Genomic DNA, 24,420 nt, shown 5'->3' with positions numbered 1-24,420 from the left:
GCGATATTTAGACGATACGATAACTTGACAAATCAAACTGTAACTATTAAACTTACAGTAAGAGTAACGCAAACAAGACGGTACGGTTAACGAAAAGTGCATCGTCTACTTTTTTACTCCAAATGTATTTAAATTTATTACAGTTAACGTATCTCCTTACTATTATGGATAGGTGGTGTAGAAGGATGAAATTGAATATAAGTGACTGGGTAAAGGGCAAAACGAAAGACGGAGAGCTCATCCAAGGGTTTATTCAGTCGATCGATGCCGTACAAGGATTCGCAACTGTGTATGTCGTTCATTCTGATAATGAAGATGTAAAAGGGAAAATCGTTGCGGTACGTGAGCATTGGCTCAAAAAGATGCAGGAGCTTACGTTAGATGATGCCCAGCTTGTCCAAAATTTAATCGATATGGCACTGGCTACATGGGATGAAGCCTGGTTTATGGAGCTGACGGATACGCTGAAAGCCATTCAAAATGATTCCGTCCAAGCCGATGATCAATCCAAACCATTTCCCTTTTACCATAATCGGTTGGGTCCGGTAAGCCGTTAATGGAAGAAAGGCAGATAGCGCCCGCGACACGCTAACTGCCTTTCTTTTTGTTTCAGGAGCCGGTCACTTTACCCGAATGCCAATGCCGAGCGCTTCCGCCCGCATAACGAAATAATGAGCAGCAGCTATATCGAACACGGCCATACCCATAGGGCAAAATAACACGGGGTCCTCTGGCCGGAACGCCGTCAGCGCACTGCGGCATACAACATCCGCTAATGAGCGGGTATCCGCCTTCGTTAACCCGCACTCCCGGTGCAGCAGCTCAATATCGGTATTTTCCCGGCAAACCTCTTCCCAGTCGTCCACAATAATGGCTTCAATACCGCCGATAGCAGCGGACGAATAGTCCCGGAGCGACACATCAAGCAGCAGGCTTCCCGGAGCGGGAGGTTGGTCAATATATCTCTGGCTGCTTACCGTACACGTAATTATGAGATCACATTCGCTATATAACTGCTGCCAGCTGCCAGAGAGCTTCGTCCGGCTGCGTAATTCCTTCGGGACGCTGCTGAGATCCGGACTGTCCAGAGCCGGGCTGCGAATATCGTATACGTATACCGCGTCCAACCGGCTGCCGAACAGCTGGCAGCACATATCGTAATGAAGCCGTCCCACCGGACCGAAGCCAATGATGCCTAGCCGGAACCGCCGCGCCGCATTAGCCTTCAAATAATGACGAATGAGCAGGCCGCTAACGGCTGCCGTTCGTGCAGCGCTTGGCAATGGCGTATTAAGCATAGCATAGGGCAAGCCGGTATCGGCTTTATTTAAGAGCGTAATGCTGTGCGCCCGCGGCAAACCTTCATCGATATTGCCCGGAAAGCTGGCGATCCATTTCATTCCGGCCGTCTGTACCGGCCCTCCGACGTAGGCGGGCATGGCAATGATCCGGTTTTGCGGGTTTTTGTAACGTAAGTAAGGCTTTAGCGGCTGTGCATAGTCGCCCGAATCAACGACCTGTACCGCATCTTCCACGCAATCAACAAGCTGCTCCCAGTGCAATCCAATGCTGCGTATATGTTCATCACCGAGATATAGCACGGACACTATCCTTTCGATTGTAAAATGTTTTTGCCGAATTGCTGCTCCACCCATGCATCGTTATATACCGTATCCATATAACGCTCTCCACGGTCATGCAAAATAACGGCGCACACCGAGTCGTCCGGTATTTCATGCTCGATCGCTTTCATGGCGGAAATAACTGCGCCCGAGGAGGGGCCGACCAAAATCGATTCCTTCCGGACGAGCATTCTGCAGGCGATAACCATGTCCAGGTCCGTTATGTTAATGGCACGGTCCATGAATTTGGTCTGGCCGAAAGGGGGGACAATCCCTGCGCCAAGACCGGGAAACCGGCGGCTGGCCTTCGCCCCGCCAAAAATAACGCTGCCTGCCGCGTCGACGGCAACGACTTTTGTCGGAAGACCATGGTCGTTTATATATTTGGCGCAGCCAAGCATCGTACCGCAGGTGCTGACGCCGCCTATCACGTAATCGACACGCTCCAGCTGCGCTGCAATTTCACTCATCGTACCTTCATAATGGGATAAATAGTTGTACTTGTTCGCGTATTGATTCGGCCAATAGCTGTTCGGGATGCGGTCCAGCAGCTGCTGGACCCGCTGCAGCCGGGCGGGCAGAAACTCGCCCGTCGCAGCATCAGGCTCGGCAACATACTCGATTTCCGCACCATACGTTTGCATAATCCGGATGTTCTGTTCCGTCGTCTTCGGATCAATGACGCTTATGAACCGCATGCCGAGATAGGAGCATATAGCCGCGAGGCTAATGGCCATATTACCTGAGCTCGACTCTACAATAACCGAGCCGGGTTTAATTAATCCTTCGTCCCATGCGGCCGTAATGATGCGCAAAGCGGAACGGTCCTTGGCGCTGCCGTTCGGATTCATCAGCTCGAGCTTGGCATGCACTTGAATGCCGCGGTCACCCGTAAATAGGTTTGACAGCTGAATGAGCGGCGTATTTCCGATTATAGACAACAAATTTTTCCTCACAGGCTGCAGCACCTCTTAGAAATAAAGTTTTTTGGATTTCACCGTCCCGCGCTCAAGCTGTTCATCCTCCGCTGCGCGTGTCACCTCTATGCCGGAAAGCATGCGGTTTTGAATCATTTGACCGATCTCCGCAATTTTATGCTCAATAGCGTTCTGAATATGAACGAGCAGCTCCTCTCTCAGAGATTTGCTTTTGATACGAACGGAGAGCTTATTGTCACGCAGCCGTACACGAAGCTCCGCATCCTTAACAAATTGGTTCACAACGTTTTCGATATCATACAAGCTGATCTTCTCGCCGTGCTTCAGATCCGTTCCGATTCGTTTCGAAATACAGCTGAAGCATTGCCTCCGCTGACCGTTCACCTCAACCGTTTGAAAGTCGCGCACGACATCGTAGGTGACGAACCGTATAGCCGGGAACATAGAGCGCACGTATGAAGTGAGCACAAGAACGGCTTCGTTGTCCTGCAAGGGCTCAAACCGCGGATCGATTTGCTCGGCGGGCACAGCTTCCGCATAAATGCCGTCCGTAATGACGTACTGACCAAGCACATGCGAGTAGGAGGCGATGGCACCGATCTCGATCGAGCCGTACGTATCCAAAATATCGCCTGTCCCGATACCGAACCGCTCAGCCATGTTCGCCTGCCATTCGAGGGGCGCGATTTCGCCAACGAGGATTATTTTCTTTATGCCAAAATGGCCCGGCTCCGGCGCAGCGGCAACGATAGCATCCAAGATGGACGGCATCGTATAAAGCAGATCCGGCTGAAAACGTTGAAGCCCTTCGATATGATCTTCGATCGGCAAAGCATACGACAATGAATCTGCTTGCAAGCCAAGCCGCCCGAAGATCGTCAGCGCCGTGCTGGCCGCGTGTCCGGTTCCCATATCCGCCAGCGCTTTTTTTACATCGGCCAAGCTGCCTTCAAGCCATTCCTGAAAGCACGCCGTCTTGCTTTCTATATAGCTTTCATCGTCTTCCTCCGAATAGTAGATCGCCTTGCGAATGCCCGATGAGGTGCCTGAAGTCTTGTATACGGACAAGCCAGCCTCTGTCCTGCTTTCTTGCGTGAAATAATAATGCGCCAAAATATCCTCTGTCATTAGCGGAAGCTCGGAAAGCTCCGTATGCCGAGGGTCTATCCCTTTTTGCGTAAGCAGAGCGCCATACCAAGGGTGGAAACGGCAAATTAGATCGATTTGCTGCTGAAGCGTGTTTAATCGCAACATGCAATCTGAGCCTCCTAAAAGACAGCATATCAGCTGAACGAGTTACTTAAGCATATGTCGAAACAGCTTGTTGGTTCGGCTTATGCCGACAGCGGCCTAAATCCATTTTGAAAAAGCTTCGTATTGTAATAAGAGGTTATAGAACGGAGGGAGCAGGATCGAATGAGAAGGAAGTTGAGGAAGATAAGGAAGATAAGGAAGATAAGGAAGATAAGGAAGATAAGGAAGATAAGGAAGATAAGGAAGATAAGGAAGATAAGGAAGATAAGGAAGCCAGGGAAGCGGTTGAAGCGAACGAACATAGTGTTATCAGGCAAGAGAGGAAGCCGGATCTCGGACAAATGGGCGAAAACAAAGGTGCTGCGGGCGAACCCCATGCTGCGCAGGCATATCCCGTTGACGAAAAGAATGACGAAGGTCAGCTTGCGTACGATGCTGCTAAAATTCGGCATGGTGTACATCAAGCCAAATCGCGGCTCGCAAGGGCACGGCGTCATGAAGGTGGAAAGAATAATAGCGGGGAAGACTGGCCGTAAAAAAAGCTTCGTGTACCAGCTTGATGAGAAGAGATCAGACTTTTCTAACTATGAATCAGCCTACCGCTCGATCTTGAGGGATACGAAGGGCAAGCCGTATTTGGTGCAAAAAGGCATTCATCTGATTAAGCACAGCGGCAGGCCGTTCGATACGCGTCTTGTTGTCCAGCGGGCGCCGCACGGCGGCTGGGAAGCGACCGGAACGATAAGCAGAGTTGCCCATCCCCGCAAAATTGTGACGAACGGCAGTCAGGGCGGTACGATTTATCCGACTGCGTTTCTGCTCGGCAGCCACGCAAATACCGCCAAGCGGATAGCTTTGATGAAGAAAATGGACAGCATCGGCGTCAAGACGGCTAAGCGGCTGCGCCAGGCTTATCCCGGCATCATGGAAATTGGCGTCGATTTTGCTCTCGACAGCAAGCTGAAGCCGTGGATATTGGAAGTGAACACGCATCCTGACCATTGTCCCTTTGCGCTGCTTAGCGATCAGTCGATGCTCCGCAAAATCATCCGATACGGCAAGGCTTATGGCAGAACGTACCGAATGAACTGCCTGAAGGCGAAGCAGGGGCTATTGCCTGAGCGATCGACTGGGCGATTGCCTGCTCCTCCGCACATGCGAACCGGCAAGCGTTAATCCGACAAGACGAGCGGCTCCATGGAGAAGGCAGTACGGAAACGAAGGCTCTCGACGGGATCGCGCAGATCCCGGCCGGTGAGCCTTTGGCATTTTTCGAGACGGTAAGTGACGGTGTTGCGGTGGACGAACAGCTGCTTGGCTGTCTCCGCAAGCTGGCAATGCGTATCGTAGAAGGTGCTAAGCGTTTTCAGTAAATCGCTGCGCTCTTTCCCTTCAATATGGAGCAGGTCCTTGAACGTTTCCTCGTAATACTCCTTTAACTCTTCCTTTGGAATCATCCGCAGCAGGTTATTGAAGTTTTTGGCACGGTACGACTGGACGAACTGTTTCTTGCGCGCATCATAGCCGGTTTGCAGCGCTTCGACTGCTTCCTTGTAGGAGAGGGGAATGTCGGGCAGCTGAGATACCGGATTACCGATGCCCATGGAAATGGGGATGCCGTGCGTTGCGCCCAAATTGCCAACAATGAGCTTCAGCTGCTCTACGAATTTGCTCTCCTTGCCCTCCTCCGTAACGTCTTGCCCGGCATGCAGTGCGATAAGGAAGCAGAAGTATTCGTTCTTCGTAAACAGCACAAAGCGCAGATCAAACTTGGAAAACTCGCTCTTCAACAAGTTATAATGCCGATCACGTTCGGAAATAAAACGGCCGTCCGACTCCATGGCGCTGGACGCACGCAGCAGATCGTAAGACGTATCGCGTTTGGCGACGACGCTAATATAAACGGGATGATTAAGCAGGCCGTAGTTTTTGCTGCGGTGCATAAGCTCCTGCTCCGAGGTGATTAGTCCGTCGACAAAGTCGGAGAAAAACTCATTTTTGTACCGGCGCGACCGTTCCTTGACTGCTTGCTTCTTCATAAGCTCAAGCCCGATGACGTTGGCGGCCTGCTCCATCGCATGTTTGGTTAAGTTACTCAGCTGCTTAGCGTTGTCGCTGCTCAGGGCGATCAAGAAGCCTTCCAGCTGAAAGGTAACAATGGGGTGAAGCTCGGCTGCCGAGTAAGGGGTATCTGCAAGCTCCATTGTAAATGAGATAGGGGAGGAGAGCGCGGCAAGCTCGGCTTGAAGCTTTGGCAGCAGGCCGATGTAGAACTGCTCGAATAGAGAGCTTGAGTGAAAGAGCAGCTCCATATGCTGGTTAATCAGCATGACCGGCGAGTCGATAAGCTGGGACAAGGCTTCAATGACTTCCTGCGTGCTTTTGCCCTGCATAATCATTTGAGAAAACTGCTTGTGCGTCGAGAGGGCATAATGCAGTTCGTCCGTGCGCTTCTCTAATATATGGCTCAAAGAATAATTGGATATATCGCCGAGTGATTGCTCCAAGGAAAGCTCGATAATGGGAAACTGCAGCTCATTGGCACGCTGCAGCACATCCCCAGGAACCTCCTGAAGAAATCTTTTTGTCTTAATCGCCAGACCGGCGCAGCCGACGCCGGACATATTCGTAACGAGGGCAAGCAATGCATCCGGATGATCCTTCATCGCATAGCCAGTCGTTAGAAGCAGCTCCTGCGGCTTCAAATAATGAATAATATCAGGTGCGTCCATGATATTGACCGATTGGACGCTATTTGTCATGCCTTCGTGACCGGCAACCACTTTTGCATTCGCATAAACGGGGAGAGATATGAGCTCCTTGAGCAGCATGACAGCACCACCCTTGCACCAATGTTATATTTTATTACATGAATATATCATTTATTTTTCCAGCTGTAAATGTCTAATTGTTCATGATATTCAACGAGTTATGGTGATTTTTGGCTAATGTGCACAATGACATTTGGGTGGAATGGGATTATGATTTAGCTATACATCACCGATACATGTAAGTTAAGTTAACATTTAAATGGATTGGGGTTGAGGTAATGAAATTGGAAGTGCGCCAGGTTGGAAAGAGCTTCGGCAGCAGATCGATTTTGAAAAAAGTAGATCTCACTGTTCACTCTCACGAGTTTATATGCATATTAGGCCATAGCGGATGCGGCAAATCGACGCTGTTGAATATGATTGCAGGCTACTTACTGCCTGATGAGGGAGAAATAACGGTTGACGGCGAAGCGGTCAAGGGGCCGTCGAAATCGCGGGGCATGGTGTTTCAGGATCATGCTTTGTTCCCCTGGATGACGGTGCTTGACAATATTTCGTTCGGTCCCGAGGTGCAGAAGATGCCGAAAGCGCAGGCGAAGGAAACGGCCAAAGAGTTTTTGAAGCTGGTCGGACTGGAGCCATATGCTTCGCATTACCCGGGGGAGCTGTCGGGCGGGATGAAGCAGCGCGTCGGTATTGCGAGGGCGCTCGCCAGCCGCCCGGATATTTTGCTCATGGATGAGCCGTTCGGCGCTCTTGACGTGCTGACAAGAGAGACGATGCGCATCGAGCTGCAGAAGATTTGCAGCCAGCTGAAGCCGACTATTTTGTTCGTGACGCACAGCATTAGCGAGGCCGTTTATTTGGCGGACCGCGTTGTCGTCATGAAGCATGGCGAGATTGCGGAAATTTTTGAAGTTGGCATTAAGCATCCGCGCTCGTCGCATTCGGCTGGCTTCGGTGAAATGATGAGCCGAATCGAACGCGTTCTGATGGACGAAGAGCATTTGGAGCTGGCTTCTGCAAAGGTGGGTTCGTAATGAATGGAGCAAAATGGCCGACAGTGAAGGATGCCGGATCGCTCGCGTCAGCTGAAACAACCGTTATCGGCAAGCAGGTGCGCGGGAAGCGCCCCGCTGCGTCCGGTACATTTTTTCAAAAATACAACATACTCCCCTCGTTGCTGTTCTTTGTACTATGGGAGCTGTTTTCCAGAGTAAATGAATCGGCAAAGTTTTTTAATCCAAACTTTCTGCCTGCTCCGACCGTACTGCTGTCGGAAGGCTGGGAGCTGGCGAAGACAGGGATCATTACGGACAGTATCATTTCCAGTACGATCCGAATCTTGCTCGGCTTTGTGATCGGAAGCGCGGTGGCGGTTGCGCTCGGCGTCGTGATGAGCAAGTTCAAGGCGGTTGAACGCTGGTTTTCGCCGATTCTGAATCTGGTCGGACCGATTCCGGCGCTAGCCTTGCTGCCGCTGTTTATTATTTGGTTCGGCATAGGCGAGTTTCCGAAGGTGCTGCTCATCGCATGGACGACTTTTATACCGGTGCTGGTGTATACGCTCGACGGCTTCAAATCAGTGCCCTCCACGTTAATCCGGTCAGCGCTCAGCTTGGGTGCGACGGAGCGGCAAATTTTTACGAGAGTGATGCTGCCTTCCGCTATTCCGAATTTTCTCGTCGGCGCACAAGTGAGCCTCGGCTTATCGTTCTCCGCTCTCATCGTCTCTGAAATGATGGGCGCGAAATCGGGACTCGGCTATATCATCGTAGACGCAAGAAACTATTTCAAAATAACCAATATGTTCGTAGCCATCATTCTTATCGGCTTAGAATACAGCTTGTTCTCCTACTTACTGAAATTAGTCGAGAGGAGGATCATGGCTTGGCGTAAAGGCGGACTCCGCGATGCTGTAGAGAAGTAGTGCTTCCAGCTAAACCAGTCAGTCACGGGAATTAGAGAAAAAACAAACAAAAGTGGAGGGAATACCAATGAAGAAAACGGGAAAATGGTTCAAATCTGCAATCGTTTTGATGTCGCTAACCTTCGTGCTTGCTGCCTGCGGCGGCAATAATAACGCACCGGCATCCATCAATGAAGGGGCGGCGACGAATGCGCCTGCGGGTACCGAAGCTTCTGCTAAGCTGGAGACGGTTGACCTGACGCTGGTCGGCGTTCGTGACGCGCAAATTTCCTCACAGCAAATTATTGCCGATAAGCTCGGCTATTTCAAAGAAGAGGGCTTGAACGTAACGAGCCAGCTGATCGAGAGCGGACCGGACATCGGACCGATGGTTGCCGGCGGCAGCGCGCCTGTCAGCATTCAAACGAACTTTATGGATATTATCCTTAAATCGACTGATATTCCAGTCAAAATCATATCTCCGCTGGCGCAAATAGCAGGTACGCAAGCGGTTGTCGGTTCGAGCAAGCTTGAGCTGAAGAGCGCGAAGGATCTCGAGGGCAAAACGATCGGTATCCCGAGCGGCGCTGACGTCATGATCGCGATCAATAACATGGCGACAGAGCTTGGCGTGGATGCAAGCAAAATCAAATACGTGAACCTTGCGCCGAGCGATGCGGTTGTTGCTTTGGAAAAGGGGGACATCGACGCATTGGCTGCTTGGGAGCCATTCATTACGAAGGCGATTCAAGGCGGCGGCAAGTTCCTCTTCAGCGGAACGAAGAGCGAGCTGCCGGATAAACAAGGCGACGTGAACTGGATGAGCGTGCATACGACGATTCAAGTATCCGACGAATTCATTGCGAAAAATCCGAACACATTGAAGGCTGTACTGCGCAGCTTGAAGAAAGCAACGGATTACATCAATAACAACCGTGAGGATGCCATCAAAGTATTGGCTCCTGAGCTGCACCTTAGCGAAGAAGAGCTGACGCAAATTATGAGCCGCAACGTATACTCGATGGAAGTTAGCGATACTTACGTGAATGGGAGCAATGGTCCGGCCGTTGGTGAGTACCTAAAAGGAGTAGGCAATATCAAAACGATTCCGACACCTGCATCTTACCATGATCTGAGCTTGCTGAAGGAGGTTGACTCCAGCCTCATCTCGGTAGAGCTGAAGTAACTCTGGCAGTAATAGACTCACACCAATCGGGCCGCTGACTTCAAAGTCGGGCAGTAATAGACTCAAACCATTCGGGCCGCTGACTTCAAAGTCCGCGGCCTGATTGTTTTAAGGAAGCTGCTTGTTTTTAAAGCTTTTGGATACGGCGCGGACTGAGGGATGGTCGTTAGGTAACTGAGAATACAGTCGCGGACTGTTGGTGGTTGTTAGGTAACTGAGGGTACGGCGCTGACTGTTGGTGGTTGTGAGGTAACCTCATTATTTAGTAAGGAGAATCTCACTATATTGGGCCGTTTATCGGACTTTTGAAGAATTAGTGAGGGAAAGCTCATTGCTCGTGAGGCTGGTCTCATGGCGAGTGAGGTTAGACTCACTATTTTGCGGGGGCTTCTGGGAGAGCGCTAAAAATAGTGAATGCAACTTCACTATTTAATGAGGTTGCTTCATAAACTTCATTAAGTATAGTAAGAGAAGGTAATGTAACCGAGAAACGCATCGTGAGAGGCGGGCGAGTGGATGAGTGGTCAGGGAAAGTTGGATCTAGTCGTGAGAGGCGGGCGAGTTGTATGAGCGGTCAGGGAAAGCTCGATCTAGTCATAAAAAACGGCACCGTCGTATTGAAGGATGAGGTGCGGATTCTCGATATCGGTATTCGAGAGGGGCGTATCGTGTTGCTTGGCGAACTGCCGGATGAAAATAACGCGGAGACAACCGTCGACGCGGCCGGGCTTACCGTCATGGCGGGAATGATTGACGTCCATGTGCACTTAAACGAACCTGGGCTCGGCGAATGGGAAGGGTTCGAGAGCGGCTCCGCTGCGCTTGCAGCTGGCGGCTGCACAACCTATGTGGATATGCCGCTGAACGGCATTCCGCCGACGGTTACCGTCTCTGCCATGCAGCAAAAGCTCGATGCCGCGCAAGGCAGGTCGCAAGTCGATTATGCGCTTTGGGGCGGATTGGTGCCGGGCAAGCTGCATGAGCTTAAGCCGCTGCATGAAGCGGGTGTGGTTGGATTTAAAGCTTTTATGTCATCACCGGGCGATCCTAGCGAGGATGCATTCCGCGAGGTGGATGACTATACGCTGCTCGAAGGGATGAAAATTATCGCAGGCTTGAATAAAGTGCTTGCGCTGCATGCAGAGAGCGAGCCGATTGTATCGAAGCTCGGCCAAGCTATGCGGGCGGAAGGGCGATTGTCACCGGCGGATTATGTGGCCTCCAGGCCTATTATTGCAGAGCTCGAAGCGATTAACCGTGCGTTGTTCTATGCGGAGCAAACGGGCTGTGCGCTCCATTTCGTTCACATTAGCAGTGAGGCCGGCGTGAAAGCGATCGTGCAGGCGCGTGAACGCGGTCTGGATGTTACGGTAGAAACTTGCCCGCATTATTTGACCCTAACGGCGGCGGATTTGGATTTAAAGGGCGCGGTTGCCAAGTGCTCTCCGCCGCTGCGCGATGAAGCGGAGCGGGAGAAGCTGTGGCAGGAGATTGCTGCCGGGCATGTGGATATGATTTCCTCGGACCACTCGCCATGTCCGGCTTCCATGAAGGAAGCGGATAATTTCTTCGACGCTTGGGGCGGCATAGCAGGCGCGCAAAGCTCGATGGAGCTTATTATAGGCGAGGGCCATTTAAAGCGCGGTATCCCGCTCACGCTGCTGAGCCGTCTGCTCTCTTCTGCGCCGGCGAAGCGTTTCGGGCTGCACGCGGGCAAAGGCGAAATCCGTATCGGAGCAGATGCGGACATTGTACTCATCGATCTGAACAAACCTTATATTTTGGAAACTCATCATTTGTATCATCGGCATAAGCATAGTCCTTATATAGGCGAAACCTTTCATTGCAAAATAGCGGCAACCTACCTAGGCGGGCAGCTCGTGTACGATGAGAAGCGGGGCCTCGGCGAGCGGAAGCCGGGCCGGTGGGTTCGATAGTTTACAAGAGAGGGGGAGCAGATATGGGGCTGAGCGTACTTTCTCATCCACAGGATAAGGAGCGGCTGTTGGCTTATTTTGAAACGCAGATCCTGCAGGTGTTGAATTGGTTGGCTTCATTCAGCCCGGATGAAGAAGGCGGTATTACGCGGCTGCTTTACACCGAAGGATGGCTGGAGACTCAGCAGGCGTTAGCGGTCAAAATGGCAAGCCATGGTCTGGAAACCGGGTTTGATGAAGTAGGCAACTTATTTGGGAAATTACAAGGCGAGGATCGGCAGGCGCCTTCTATCATAACAGGGTCTCATATTGATACGGTTGTTCAAGGCGGTAAATATGACGGAGCTTATGGTATTGCCGCAGGCCTGCTTGCGGTAAATTATTTGCAGCAGCATTTCGGCAAGCCGAAACGCTCGATTGAGGTCGTATCGCTTTGCGAAGAGGAAGGAAGCCGCTTTCCGATGGCTTATTGGGGCTCGGGCAGCATAGTCGGCAAACGCAACTTTGAGCAAATCGTTCACTTGCAGGATACGCAGGAGGTTTTCTTTGCGGATGCGATGAGCCGCTGCGGCTTTGGCGAAGGTAAGGGTCGGAAAAGCAGGCGCACCGATATCGGGGTATTCATCGAGGTGCATATCGAGCAGGGGGCTGTGCTGGAAACGGAAGGGACGGCCATCGGAATTGTAGAGACGATTGCAGGACAACGGCGGCTGAAATTTGAGGTGACGGGGGAATCGAACCATGCGGGAACGACTCCAATGCATATGCGCAAAGATGCGCTTGAGGGCGTAAGCGTAATGATTCAGGCTTTGCGGCAAGAGGCGGTAAGGCTGGGAGCTCCGCTCGTGGCTACTGTCGGAAGGCTGCAGGTGCAGCCGAATGTGCCGAATGTTGTGCCGGGAAAGGTTACATTTACCGTTGATGCGCGCCATGATGACGAGCATGCGCTCGATAGCTTCTGTAAGTGGGTTATGCGAACGTTTACTGCCTTGGCGGAGAAAAGGCAACTAGCCATTCTCGGAACGGAATGGTTTCGTGAAGAGCCCGTTCCGATGAATGATCAATTAAAACAGCAAATGGAAGACGTATGCAACAGGATGTCGATTAAGTCGAAGCGAATGATTAGCGGAGCGGGGCACGATGCACAAATGTTCGAGCATATTTGTCCGACAGCCATGCTATTTGTGCCGAGCAGGCGCGGTATCTCGCACTCGCCGGAGGAATATACGAAGCCGGGCGATCTTGCGGTCGGCGTGCTTGTTCTGACGGAGCTGCTTTACAGATTAGGCTACGAGGGGGAAGAGCTATGAAGGCTTATAGAGATTTATCGCCGTCTCCGCGGACGATTATGACGCCGGGACCGGTAGAGGTTGATCCGCGTGTGCTGCGGGCGATGTCTTTTCCGATATTGGGTCAGTTTGACCCTGAATTTACAGCGCTCATGAATGAGACAATGGGGATGCTAAGGCAGCTGTTTATGACCGGTAATGAATGGGCCTTTCCGGTGGATGGGACGTCTCGTTCGGGTATTGAAGCGGTGCTCGCAAGTCTCATTGAACCAGGGGATAAGGTTCTCGTTCCGATTTACGGCCGCTTCGGTCACTTGTTGACGGAAATCGCCAAGCGATGCGGCGCAGAAGTCGTCACGCTCGAGAAGGAATGGGGTTTCGTTTTTGATATCGAGGAAATCGTAAGCGCCATTAAGCAGCATCGGCCTAAGCTCGTAGCTATCGTCCATGGCGAGACGTCTACCGGCCGGATGCAGCCGCTTGAGGGGATTGGACAAGTGTGCAGAGAAGTTGACGCGTTATTCGTCGTAGATGCGGTCGCGACAATTGGCGGTGTCGAGGTGGCGACGGATCGGCTGTTGATCGATGCGGTCATCGGGGGAACGCAGAAATGCCTGTCGGTCCCGGCCGGTATGGCGCCGATTACGTATAACAAACGGGCGGAATCGAAGCTGCAGGGTCGCAAAAAAATCGAAAGAGGGCTCATGCTGGATGGCGGCGAGGACGACCCGCTGCTGCGCCCGATTCAGAGCAACTATTTGGATTTAAGTCAGCTTCAGGACTACTGGAGTCCAGATAGACTGAATCATCATACAGAAGCGACATCAATGCTGTATGCGCTGCGCGAAGGGCTTCGCCTCGTGCTGGAAGAAGGGCTGGAGGCGCGATTTGCGCGGCACCGGGCGAATGAGGTTGCCTTAATTGCTGGCGTAGAGGCTATGGGGCTCCGTCTATATGGTGACCCGGCCTGCAAAATGCCGGTCGTCACATGTATTGAAATACCTGAGGGAATTGATGGAGAGTCGGTCCGGTCGATGCTGCTGGACCATTTTGGCATCGAAATCGCCAGCTCCTTCGGCCCGCTGAAGGGGAAAATATGGCGCATCGGCACGATGGGCTACAGCTGCAGCAAACGAAATGTGCTGCTTACGCTCGGAGCGCTGGAAGCGGTGCTGCTGCGGCACGGGCACAAGCTGGACGCGGGGCTTGGATTGCAGGCGGCGATGGACGCATATGGCATGAACGCGGCAGTACATTCATAGCGATAGAAACGATCGATGTAAGTTAGCTTCATGAATGCTCTAATATTCGTTTAGAAGAACTCCGATATATATTACTAATCAATAGGACGACGGTTATAAGATTAGTAGCATATTATCCTCATCTAATTCGATCTGCGGTCATGAACGGGTTGGGATGGGGTAAAGGAGTCGAAGGAATAATGGAGCCGGCAAAGATTGTACAGATACTTCACTCGCTTCCCCCGATGCTGGATGAAATCGAAGATTCGATTTATATCATGAAAGTGGATGAAAAGGATTTTCGGTATTACTATGTTAACCATGCCGCAACCCGGTTCAGCGGAATTACGATGGATGCGGTTGGTCTGACTTTTTTTGATGAGAATCCGGATCGAATGGCAAATTACTTACATAAAAAGTACTCGAAAGTTTTATCCGAACGAAAAACGGTTAAATACGAGGATGGCTTCGTTATGCCTAACGGGAAGATTAGCGGAGAGAGCATCCTTACTCCTATTTTTGATGAAAACGATAACATCGCATTTGTGTTCTGCGTCACCCGCGATATTACAGAGCGTAAAGAGCATGAAAATATGCTTCGTTATTTTGCAAATCATGATGATCTTACCAAACTTTTCAATCGAAGATACCTGCTTGAGCACGTCGTTCTTCCTGCTTCGATTCATTTGTTGGATTTAGATTATTTCAAAAATATTAACGATACATTTGGACATGACGCCGGCGATACCGTATTGGTCGAAGTAGCGAACCGCCTGAACCAAAAGTTTGGTTCTGCACATACGCTCGCAAGGCTGGGGGGAGATGAATTTATCATCGCCTCGTCCGAAGGAGCGGACTCTCCCGAATGGCTGGCGGAAAGAATTATCGAAATTTTCCTCGCTCCTTTTGCGGTCAATGACCGGCAGATGAAAATAAATGTTAGCGTAGGCATTGCCATCCGGAGAAATTATGAGAATATCCAAACGCTGCTAAAGCAAGCGGATATTGCGCTCTACAGGGCCAAAGGGGAGGGGCGAAAAAGATACCACGTCTATGAAGCCTCCTCCAAGTACGACCACGTGGAAAATTTCATCCATGAGCTTGAGCTTTCAAACGCCATTGAACGCGGAGAATTGGAGCTGCAATATCAATCTATTTACAGCCCCGTTTTGCAAAAGATCACCGGAGTAGAAGCGCTGCTGCGGTGGAATCACGCAGATGCGGGCTCCGTTTCGCCCGGAGACTTTATCCCTGTAGCGGAGGCGACCGGATTAATCATACCGATCGGTTACTGGGTTATTCGCCAGGCTTGCCGCGATTGGCACAAATTCAAAGAGACATTCGGCAACGAATTCAAAGTAGCGGTAAATATATCGAAAGTTCAATTGAACGAGCATGATTTTATTGATCAAATCTTCAAGATTTTAGAGAGCGAGAGGGTTTCGCCGCATGTAATTGTGTTAGAAATAACGGAAAGCACGGTCATCCATAATCTCCAAGCGGTACAAGAAACATTAAGAAAATTGAGAAAAGAAGGATTCACAATTTCGTTGGATGATTTTGGAACCGGGTATTCCTCGCTTAGTATGCTGACTCTGCTTCCGATCGATAATTTAAAGATCGACCGGTCCTTTATTCAGGATATGAATCAAGCCCTTGTTTCCTCTGTGCTGGTGATGGCGACGGCGTTGAACCTCAAAGTGATCGTAGAAGGCGTAGAGGATATTAACCAGTTTAAAATACTGGAAGCAATGAACTGCTGGGGCTTGCAAGGCTACTTTATAAGTAAGCCGGTTGAACAATCTTTGGTTCCTGTAAACTTTGCTGCTTCGGTCCACTGAATGTATGCTGGTTAGCCGCGAGTGCGAGTGCCGAGCTATATTGGATAAATGCAGTAACTTTTGGCATTATGGGCTCAACGTGTGCTCTATATTGGATACTTCCAATGTAGAAAGCCCACGAAAGCCCATTTTCCTCGAAAGCTTCGATTTTATCTGATATTTCTGTACGAAATCCAATGTAACTCAGCGCGCCAACAAACATCTGCTTCGATCCTGTACCGAATCCAATGTAGCCCCCGGGTTAGTCTGTTTATGGGATAGTGGAACGACGATTAGCTGGTTCCCCGGAAGTGTGGAGGTTAGTAAAGTGCGAGCGCTGAGCTATATTGGATAAATGCAGTAACTTTTGGCTTTTTGAACTCTACGTATGCTCTATATTGGATATTTCCAATGTAGAGTGCCCAGAGAACGCCCATTATCCACGAAAACACTGATTACAGCTAATATTACTGTACGAAATCCAATGTAGCTCCGCGCACCAATAAACTTCTGTTCCTATCCTGTACTGACTCCAATATAGCTATAGCAATTTCTCCAAAATCCCTCCCTTTATCTCATAATATCGTGTGGTTTGTCCCTTTGAAATCGGTTGAAGCCATCCTTTTTCAGTTAAAGAAACGAGATGCTTTCGGGCTGTACGAAAATCAATTTTCCATTCGTCGCAAACATCCTTTGGACGGATAGGTCTTCCAAGATTGCAAGCGAACAAGAGTAGTTCTTTCTCCATCATAACTGCAGGTGTAGTGGATTCTTTGCGCAACAAATAAGGGCCGATTACCATTTGCAGCAGCATGCGGCACACCTCGGGACGATCCCGGAAATCGTCGAAGGAAAAGTGAATCATTTTCCAACCTAAACCCGTTAGAAAAGTTCCTCGGCCCAGTGAGTAGCTAAACTTCTCTCTGTCCATATCTTTGACATGGGTTTGGAAACCATCGCATTCGATACCAAAACGCCCATAAGGAGAAAGAAATGCAAAATCAAGAAATATGGATTTACGATTCCAGTCCAAAATTTCATATTCCGGGTGCAAGTGATCGAAATTTCCGAATATTGGCCACCATACATTCTGGAGAAAAAGTTTTTCGCCATGTTTGTGGCCGCGGAGCAATCGTCCCTTTCTTTCTCCATTTCTACCGGCCAAATGCTTGTCTAAACTTAGCATGCATATGCCCAAAAAGATCCAAAATTGTTTCCCTCCTCGTGATTCTTACAAAAAAAGAACGTCCAGCTGCCGCACGGCAGCTGGACGTTCTTAGCAACCCGGTTGTATTCAGTCTACAACAATTTGGACTTTAGGCTTCCATTATTCTCACAGTAACGTGCGGTCCGCCCCTTTGCTACAAATACAAAAATTATATAAAGATAAAGGACTCTCCCACAATATGAAGAATAATAGATTATAGTTTAACCTAATACTTGTGGGGTGGGTCAATAATGAACATCTTTGAAAGACATAGAATTAAAAATTCATTACGAGGCTGCGATTATGTTCTGGCCGCGGACGTTATTAAAGAAAAGTTTCTTGACAAAAGCAACGAGAGTTATGGGTATCTTCATAAATACATTGAAGTTTTTTTGGCAAATCCTTGTTTAGATCATGCATTAAAACTGATTGAGCAGGATTCTATGATGTTTTTTTATTTTAACGGATGTAAGGAAGATGGCTTGTATAAAAAACAAACCAATAAAATAAAAATGGTAACTGCAAACGAATCAAAGAAACCGGTTTCTGACAATATTCTGACGATGACTAATCCCAAGAAAACAAATTTTCCTAATGTGATATCAACATTAATATATGATTGCTCTGAAATTGAGAATCAAATCAAGGAGTTCCAACGTTTGCTTAATGAAGGCAAAGATATAGAACACAATCAGAGATTATTAGAACACTATAAAGAAGGTTTAAGGGAATTCGAAAAGGCAATTAAAGTTTTACAAAAATATGATGGACTGGAACTAGGCGGGAAGTCGGTTTCAAGTCAAACGTAAGGGTTAGCCTTCTATAGTAATTGCTCCAATATTCCTTCCTTTATTTCTATCCTGTACCGAATCCAATATAGCCACCTAACATTAAAGATTAATGGAGTTAAACCGGCCAGGCTCCTAATATCATGTTGGGTTGGGCCAGCACGCATGTTTCGTTATTTTTTATAAACACTTTACCTTAACTTTACTTTGCCGCGGCGTTACTTTTACCCTCGTTCTATACAATGGCTTAATAGGGTAACTAACGGTGCAGGGGGTCGGGGAATGGTAAGGTACAAGTGGACGATGCTGATGACGATGCTTATGATTGCTTTGACAACGGTCTTCCTGCTGCAAGGAGCGGGACGCACGAAGGCTTCGGGGGATCTGTCGGACCCGTTTCTCGATCCATATGCGCTGTCCTTGGCGCATCGACACTTGGGACCGGGCATGGAATCGGCTGCGGAGAAAGGTGTTCAGATGCAGCTTTCGTGGCCCCAAGGGGAGCCGGAAGCAGGCGTATCATCACAAATGTCCCTATCTATTAAGAATAGTAACGGGAAACCGATAGAGAAATTCGAGATCATGAATGAGAAGCTGCTCCATCTTATCGTCGTAAGTGATGATTTGCAGCAATTCCAGCACATCCATCCCGAGTACAAAGGCGGCGGCGTGTTTGAACTGCCGGTTTCGTTTCCGGCAGGAGGGGCTTATAAGCTGTATACGGACTTTCTGCCGGCAGGAATGAATGAACTGACCCGAATCGGCGAAGTTACCGTGAAAGGCGAAACGCCCGAGCGCCCGATATTGAAGCCCAGCGAGACGTTATCGGCAAGTGTTGACGGGATGCGGGTTACACTCGGGTTCGCTGAGACTCTCGTGCCTCAGACGCAGACGAGCATGACCTATACGTTCACCGAAGAGAAGTCAGGTGAGCCGGTAACGGATCTGGAGCTATTCCTTGGCGCGGTCGGTCATGCTGTTGCGATCGATAAGTCGACCAAGCAGTTTATTCATATCCACCCGCTTAATTGGGCGTCATCGGGACCGCAGGCTGTATTTGGGGTTAGCTTCCCGTCAAGCGGTCTGTATAAAATATGGGGCCAATTTGGGCGGAACGGCAAGACGTTTGTTGTTCCCTTTGTCATTGAAGTGTAGCCAGGCAGTTATCGCGCATCATATCTCTTAAAAAGCTTGTCTTCAAAAGCGATCGGAAGCTTCGATTCAGGAGTTGAAGAACACTTTTGCAGATGAGCTTTTTTGTGCTGCAGTTATTCTATATTCACGCAGCTCTTCTATGAAAGTTTACCTAAAAGGGATGAATTTATTAAGTTTCGTTTACCTAAACGCCCGTGTTTTATTACCTTCAGATGTTAGAGTATGTAACATCAATAAACGGAAATGAGGGATGCGATGGAGATGCGGTAACCGTGATCTGCATTCGTTTTGAGAGAAATAATAATCGGAGGGAAACTATGAAAAAGAAAAAACTTATCGTTTCAGTCATTGCTGCGTGTGTCGTCATTGCTTCTATTAATCTTTTTCCGGGAGCGTTAGGCCTTGGCCGGCTAAGTGCCGCCGAGATCGACAAAATCGTTTATCATCCGCTTAATCCGCTCAGCCCTCAAGAAATCGAGGAAGCGGCAGCTATCATCCGTAATTCACAGTATGGCAGCAAAGACCTTTATTTCTCGGAGATCAAGCTGGAGGAGCCCGATAAGCAGAAGGTGTGGGCTTGGGATGATAAAGGCGGGGCCATGCTTCCGAGGGAAGCGACGTTCACGCTCGTGAAGGGAAATAAACCGTATGAAGGTACGGTTGATTTGGATAAGGATAAGGTCGTTTACTGGAAGGAAGTCAAGACGGGCTGGCCGCTCTATGTGGAATGGGGCCAAACCGAAGCTATCGTCGAAAAAGACAAAGACGCGGTAGCTGCACTCGCCAAGCACGGCATTACCGATCTCAGCAAAGTTACATTTGCTGACGGTCCGCTCGGAGATTACGGTCCGAAGCTTACTCCGCCGGGCTCGCGCCTCGCCATGTCGGTACCGCGTCCAAAAATCGAAGGTGCGGTAAACAATTTTGCACATCCGATGGACGGTCTTGCTTTCCTGGTCGATTTGAATGCGAAAAAAGTACTTAAAATTTACGATACCGGCAACCCTCCGGTTCCGACGGATCCTAATGATTACACGAAGGTGATCAAGACAAGCCGGACTGACCAAATCAAGCCGTTAATCATTAGCCAGCCGAAAGGCGCGAGCTTCTCCGTTAAGGGCTCATCAGTGGATTGGCAAAACTGGAAGTTCCATTTCCGCCTGGATCCTCGCGTAGGCCCTATGGTTTCCACCGTTTCTTATACCGAGAACGGAAATAAACGAAAAGTGATGTACGAGGGCGGTCTTGGAGGCATGATGGTTCCTTACGGCGACCCGGATGCGGCTTGGCTGTACAAAATATTTATGGATGCCGGAGAGTATGGCGTAGGCTTGTCGACACGTACGCTTAATGCCGGTTCCGATGTGCCGAAGAACGCCACGCTGTTCGATGCGGCCATCAATAATACGGAAGGCAAAGCGACGGTCATTAAAAATGCGTTTGCGCTGTTCGAGCGGTACGCCGACCCGGAATGGTCGCATAACGGCGATGCGAGAGAGCGCCGCGAGCTTGTGCTTCGCGCGGTAGCTACGATCGGAAATTATGATTACGTGCTCGACTGGGTATTTTTGCAGAACGGTTCCATCAAGCTGATGACAGGGGCGACCGGACTTGCCCAAGTCAAAGCGGTAGAGACGAAGACGATGGACGATAAAACGGCAGTGCGCGATACGCGTAACGGTAAGCTCGTCGATACGAATATCGTCGCGCCGACCCACCAGCACATTTTCAGCTACAGATTGGATTTGGACGTGGACGGGGAGTCAAACTCCGTCGGTGAAATTTTGCCGAAGGCGGTATCGGTTGCTAATCCGGAGTTTGCGCGCAGCGAGATGATTACGGTCGAGAAGACTTACAAGGTCGAACAGGAGGCCATTCAGAAGTTTGACCCGGACAAAATCGTGCTGGTGACGAACACCTCCAAGGAAAATAAATTAGGCTATGCAACGGGCTATCAAGTCATGCCTTATGCGGGAGGCACCCATCCATTCGTGGAGGAGCCGCTTTTCACGAAAACGGACTACGTATTGAAGCGCGCGGAATTCATTAATAATCATATTTGGGTAACGCCATACAAGAAGGATGAGCTGTATTCGGAGGGTAAATATACGACCCATAATACAGATACCGGACTTGGCCTATGGACGCAGCAAAACCGGAACATTGAGAACAAGGATACGGTTGTATGGCTTACTACGGGAACGACGCATGTCATGAGGGCGGAGGAATTCCCGATCATGCCTACGGAATGGGTAACGGCGATGATCAAACCGTTCAACTTCTTCAACGAAACGCCTACGCTGGATTTGCCGAAGGTGGAGTAAGCATAATATTCAACAAAAAAACAGTCCGTTTATTTGCCGCCTAGGCAGATGAACGGACTGTTTCTCTTATCATCGCATTATACCGCTTGCTGCTTAGATTGCCAAAGCGGCAGCGTTAAGGAGAAAATGCAGCCGCTGCCGTTCTCCTCATTTGGTGCAACCGTTAGCTGGCCGCCGTGCATATCGGCGATTTCTTTGGCAATGGACAGCCCAAGTCCGCTTCCGGGAATGCCGCTGTTTCTCGATTTATCTACCCGATAGAAGGAATTAAACACATAGGGCAGCGCACTTTCCGGGATTCCTGCTCCGGCATCAATTACACGGAAAACGACTGCATCATTGGTTTGCTCAAAAACGAATGTGATCGGACAACCAGTCCCCGAATACTTGAGAGCATTGTCAATAAGGTTGTCGATGACTCTGCCGATGAGATGCTGATCTCCGCGGAATAGACCGCTGCCCGCCAAACGCTTCGTATGAAAAGGTCTCCGCTCGAGGTTCAAAAAGGCATCCCACTTTCTGGCCGTATCGTCAAAAAAGGCTTCAGTTGCAATGACGGCAAACTTGGCTTCCAGCTGTCTCGATTCCAATAAGCTTAATTCGTTGAGGTTACGAACGAATTGATTAATCGTTTGAATGTCCTCGTAAATTCGTTTTAAATAGATGCCTGTGTCGGCAGCAGGAATTGTACCGTCGTTAATCGCTTCGATGTAGCCTCGGATTAACGTGATTGGTGTCTTCAAGTCATGCGATATGTTCATGAGCAGCTCTTTGCGCCAATGCTCCAGACGGATCAGCTCATCCACCCGTATTTCCAGCTCGTTATTCATGTCCCGCAACTCTCCGGTCCGCAGCTCTACCTTATGCTCGAGCTGCTGGTTCAGCTCGGTCTGCTGCGCCATAAGCTCGCTGATTTTGCCCGACATCCGGTTGAAGGAATGGAGCAATTGATTGAATTCGAGCGTCCTCGTATCATCGAGCTTGGCTTTAAATTGGCCTTCTCCCATTTCGGCGAACGCGTTCGCCAGTAAATTGACGGGCCTGGACACCTTCGAGCGCAAATAGAAAGCAAGCAGCACGCACAGGCATACCGCTAATAGGCCAAGCAGCGACAGCTGGATAATGAGCTGCTCCCCGGTTTGTTCGGTGAGCTTCTGTGTCGCGAAATGAATAGGCTCAAGCAGCTTTTTCTCCGGAATCACATAGCCGAGTATCCAGTTTGTCGTAGGGATGGAGCGGCTGAACACAACCTTCTGCTGACCGTTTAACTGGAGACTTCGATAGCTGTTAAGCGTATCCTCGCTAAATAAAGCGGCCAAATCCAGCTCACCGATCTCGCTCATGCCATGCTGCTGAGCCGCGATAAGCTCGTGATCGGTATCAAGCAGGAGGGCGAAGCCGTTCTCGTCACCGAATCTAGTGTCGAGCACGTTGTCCACGAATCGCTCAATTGTCACATCCGCGGCTACGACTCCTCTGAGGACGCGCCGTTCGTCGTAAATCGGCGTCGTTGCAGTGAACATCCAGCCTCTCGGCGTAATGTCGAGGTAAGGCTTCGTCCAAGCGACTTGGTTCATCTTCGGCCGCACGTTAAGGGCGTCGGAATAAAAATTGTACGAGGTGAGCGCATAAATCGGCCTGGACAAGTCCAGCGTTTCAGTGCCGACATATTCCGGGTAATAGAAAGAACCGGATTTCGGATGGATGTAGTACATCGAGACGATGTTGTGCTTGCGCGACGATTCGGATTTAAACAGAGGGAACAGCGCTTTGCTCAAAGCGAGATCATAGGCCTGGTCCGGTAACGGATACTTGTCCGGATCATCAGATCGAATCGAAATAACGCCTTGGCCGACCTGCTGCTTCTCGGTGAAGCGTTTGTTCTCCGCATCATAGACGAATGAAATCGGGCGGACGTCCGACGGGTTATCCCGCGAAAAAATAGACTCGGCCATCGCCTTGGAGAGGAGCACGGCGTCTTCGACGAGGCGAAGCTCTGTATCGATCGCCCGCACCTGCTCCTCAATGTTGGCTTCATACATGCTAATGTAATTTTTTTCGGTCAGAGCCATGTTCAGTTCATTAAAGCGGCCCAGCTGCGATGAGACGGTTTGACCGGCGAACACGGACAATAGCAGTAGAGGAATAAGGGAGACAGTCAGCATGGCCGCCAGCATTTGAAAAGCGAACGTGCGCGGCCGGACGGAAGCTTTAAAGGTCTTTAATCGGTTCATCGAATTTATACCCGATTCCGCGGATCGTAATAATGCGTGACGGAGCAGCGGGATTCTGCTCGATTTTTTTGCGCAAATGGCCAATATGTACCTGCAGGGTTTTCGTATCGAGACTGCTTTCATAGCCCCAAATATGGCTGAGCAAACGTTCGGTGGTGAGCACCTGGCGCGCGTTTTGCATGAGGTAAGCGAGCAGCTGGAATTCCTTGACGGACAGCTCGATTCGCGTGCCGTCAACATAAACCTCATGGGCATCGATGCGCAGCTGTACGTGCTCGGAGGAAATGATGACAGAGTTTTCTTCGACTTGACGGCTTCGGACAATCCGGTTGCGGCGCAGCTGGGCTTTAATGCGGGCGACGAGTTCGACCGGGCTGAACGGCTTGCTTACGTAGTCATCGGCTCCGACGCTTAGCCCGACGACCTTATCGATTTCCGTATCCTTGCAGGTCAGGAAAACGATCGGAACGTCCGTCTTTTGCCGCAGCCGGGCACACAGCTCGTAGCCTTCCATGTCAGGCAGCAGAACGTCGAGCACGATAAGCGAGGGCTGCTCATTCTCGGCCAGTTCAATCGCTTGTTTACCGCTTGTCGCGCTTAAGTGGCGAAACCCGTCCTTGGATAAGTACATTCCAACGAGCTCTCCGATTCTGACTTCATCATCGACCGTTAATATGAGTTCTCCCGGCATGTCGGTTCACCTCTTTATATGAGTTAGAAGAGCGGTACCACTCTATAACTATAA

The 24,420-nt window shown here is 49.9% G+C and carries 19 protein-coding genes; 12 read left to right on the top strand and 7 right to left on the bottom strand.

The features are described 5' to 3' along the window. The first annotated feature begins 185 nt into the window (after positions 1-185). Positions 186-557, top strand: a complete 372-nt coding sequence (locus DFP97_RS12615; protein ID WP_114380346.1) for a hypothetical protein — start codon at positions 186-188, stop codon at positions 555-557. A 63-nt stretch (positions 558-620) separates the two neighbouring features. Here DFP97_RS12615 and DFP97_RS12610 read toward each other — a convergent pair whose 3' ends face one another. The 3 genes from DFP97_RS12610 to DFP97_RS12600 are packed head-to-tail and all read right to left on the bottom strand — an operon-like array spanning position 621 to position 3,814. After that, positions 621-1,601 (bottom strand): 2,3-diaminopropionate biosynthesis protein SbnB, encoded by a 981-nt coding sequence (locus DFP97_RS12610; protein ID WP_114380345.1) that lies wholly within the window; start codon positions 1,599-1,601, stop codon positions 621-623. 5 nt (positions 1,602-1,606) lie between these two features. Continuing rightward, complete coding sequence (gene sbnA / locus DFP97_RS12605) at positions 1,607-2,578, bottom strand: 2,3-diaminopropionate biosynthesis protein SbnA (RefSeq protein WP_114380344.1); 972 nt, start codon at positions 2,576-2,578, stop codon at positions 1,607-1,609. A gap of 15 nt (positions 2,579-2,593) precedes the next feature. Next, positions 2,594-3,814, bottom strand: coding sequence for a phenylacetate--CoA ligase family protein (locus DFP97_RS12600; protein WP_114380343.1), 1,221 nt, complete (start codon positions 3,812-3,814; stop codon positions 2,594-2,596). 162 nt (positions 3,815-3,976) lie between these two features. On the opposite strand from DFP97_RS12600, the gene DFP97_RS12595 reads away from it, so the two are divergent. Further along, the gene (locus DFP97_RS12595) at positions 3,977-4,990 is read left to right on the top strand and encodes a YheC/YheD family protein (RefSeq protein WP_181873491.1); all 1,014 of its coding nucleotides are present in this window, start codon (positions 3,977-3,979) and stop codon (positions 4,988-4,990) included. Here DFP97_RS12595 and DFP97_RS12590 read toward each other — a convergent pair. Then, positions 4,987-6,645, bottom strand: coding sequence for a PucR family transcriptional regulator (locus DFP97_RS12590; protein ID WP_114380342.1), 1,659 nt, complete (start codon positions 6,643-6,645; stop codon positions 4,987-4,989). The two genes, DFP97_RS12595 and DFP97_RS12590, sit on opposite strands and share 4 nt — an antisense overlap. A 218-nt stretch (positions 6,646-6,863) precedes the next feature. Between DFP97_RS12590 and DFP97_RS12585 the strand changes: the two genes are divergently transcribed. From DFP97_RS12585 to DFP97_RS12555, 7 genes are all read left to right on the top strand, one after another. Further along, positions 6,864-7,625: an ABC transporter ATP-binding protein gene (locus tag DFP97_RS12585; protein ID WP_114380341.1), complete on the top strand. Its 762-nt coding sequence runs from the start codon at positions 6,864-6,866 to the stop codon at positions 7,623-7,625. Further along, positions 7,625-8,515 carry an ABC transporter permease gene (locus DFP97_RS12580; RefSeq protein ID WP_114380340.1) on the top strand — a complete coding sequence of 297 codons (891 nt, stop codon included), beginning with the start codon at positions 7,625-7,627 and terminating at the stop codon, positions 8,513-8,515. The genes DFP97_RS12585 and DFP97_RS12580 overlap by 1 nt, the downstream gene beginning before the upstream one ends. Positions 8,516-8,582: 67 nt before the next feature. Then, positions 8,583-9,680 (top strand): ABC transporter substrate-binding protein, encoded by a 1,098-nt coding sequence (locus DFP97_RS12575; protein WP_114380339.1) that lies wholly within the window; start codon positions 8,583-8,585, stop codon positions 9,678-9,680. A 566-nt stretch (positions 9,681-10,246) separates the two neighbouring features. Beyond that, positions 10,247-11,617: an allantoinase gene (locus DFP97_RS12570; protein ID WP_114380338.1), complete on the top strand. Its 1,371-nt coding sequence runs from the start codon at positions 10,247-10,249 to the stop codon at positions 11,615-11,617. Positions 11,618-11,640: 23 nt separating this feature from the next. Beyond that, positions 11,641-12,927, top strand: a complete 1,287-nt coding sequence (allC, locus tag DFP97_RS12565) for an allantoate deiminase (RefSeq protein ID WP_114380337.1) — start codon at positions 11,641-11,643, stop codon at positions 12,925-12,927. Beyond that, entirely contained in the window at positions 12,924-14,168 is a 1,245-nt protein-coding gene (locus tag DFP97_RS12560) for a pyridoxal-phosphate-dependent aminotransferase family protein (protein WP_114380336.1), read from the top strand. The genes allC and DFP97_RS12560 overlap by 4 nt, the downstream gene beginning before the upstream one ends. Before the next feature lie 179 nt (positions 14,169-14,347). Then, complete coding sequence (locus tag DFP97_RS12555) at positions 14,348-15,988, top strand: putative bifunctional diguanylate cyclase/phosphodiesterase (protein ID WP_181873490.1); 1,641 nt, start codon at positions 14,348-14,350, stop codon at positions 15,986-15,988. 520 nt (positions 15,989-16,508) lie between these two features. Here DFP97_RS12555 and DFP97_RS12550 read toward each other — a convergent pair. Continuing rightward, on the bottom strand, positions 16,509-17,153 hold the full coding sequence (locus tag DFP97_RS12550) for a hypothetical protein (RefSeq protein ID WP_114380334.1): 645 nt from the start codon (positions 17,151-17,153) through the stop codon (positions 16,509-16,511). Positions 17,154-17,425: 272 nt separating this feature from the next. Here DFP97_RS12550 and DFP97_RS12545 point away from each other — a divergent pair, with 272 nt between their 5' ends. From DFP97_RS12545 to DFP97_RS12535, 3 genes are all read left to right on the top strand, one after another. After that, positions 17,426-17,983 carry a hypothetical protein gene (locus DFP97_RS12545; protein ID WP_114380333.1) on the top strand — a complete coding sequence of 186 codons (558 nt, stop codon included), beginning with the start codon at positions 17,426-17,428 and terminating at the stop codon, positions 17,981-17,983. 261 nt (positions 17,984-18,244) lie between these two features. Continuing rightward, positions 18,245-19,117 carry a hypothetical protein gene (locus tag DFP97_RS12540; protein WP_114380332.1) on the top strand — a complete coding sequence of 291 codons (873 nt, stop codon included), beginning with the start codon at positions 18,245-18,247 and terminating at the stop codon, positions 19,115-19,117. Positions 19,118-19,434: 317 nt separating this feature from the next. Beyond that, a complete protein-coding gene (locus tag DFP97_RS12535; RefSeq protein WP_181873489.1) occupies positions 19,435-21,441 on the top strand; it encodes a copper amine oxidase in 2,007 nt (668 codons plus the stop codon). Positions 21,442-21,518: 77 nt separating this feature from the next. Here DFP97_RS12535 and DFP97_RS12530 read toward each other — a convergent pair whose 3' ends face one another. Together DFP97_RS12530 and DFP97_RS12525 are read right to left on the bottom strand one after the other, a co-directional pair. Continuing rightward, positions 21,519-23,675: a cache domain-containing sensor histidine kinase gene (locus tag DFP97_RS12530; protein ID WP_114380330.1), complete on the bottom strand. Its 2,157-nt coding sequence runs from the start codon at positions 23,673-23,675 to the stop codon at positions 21,519-21,521. After that, positions 23,653-24,366 (bottom strand): response regulator transcription factor, encoded by a 714-nt coding sequence (locus DFP97_RS12525; RefSeq protein ID WP_114380329.1) that lies wholly within the window; start codon positions 24,364-24,366, stop codon positions 23,653-23,655. Before DFP97_RS12525 ends, DFP97_RS12530 begins: the two co-directional genes overlap by 23 nt. Between the last annotated feature and the right edge of the window lie 54 nt (positions 24,367-24,420).

It is taken from the genome of Paenibacillus prosopidis (assembly GCF_003337375.1).
Lineage (GTDB): Bacteria > Bacillota > Bacilli > Paenibacillales > Paenibacillaceae > Pristimantibacillus > Pristimantibacillus prosopidis.
Note: the sequence above shows the minus strand (reverse complement) of the source record. Positions and strands in the feature narration are given on the sequence as shown.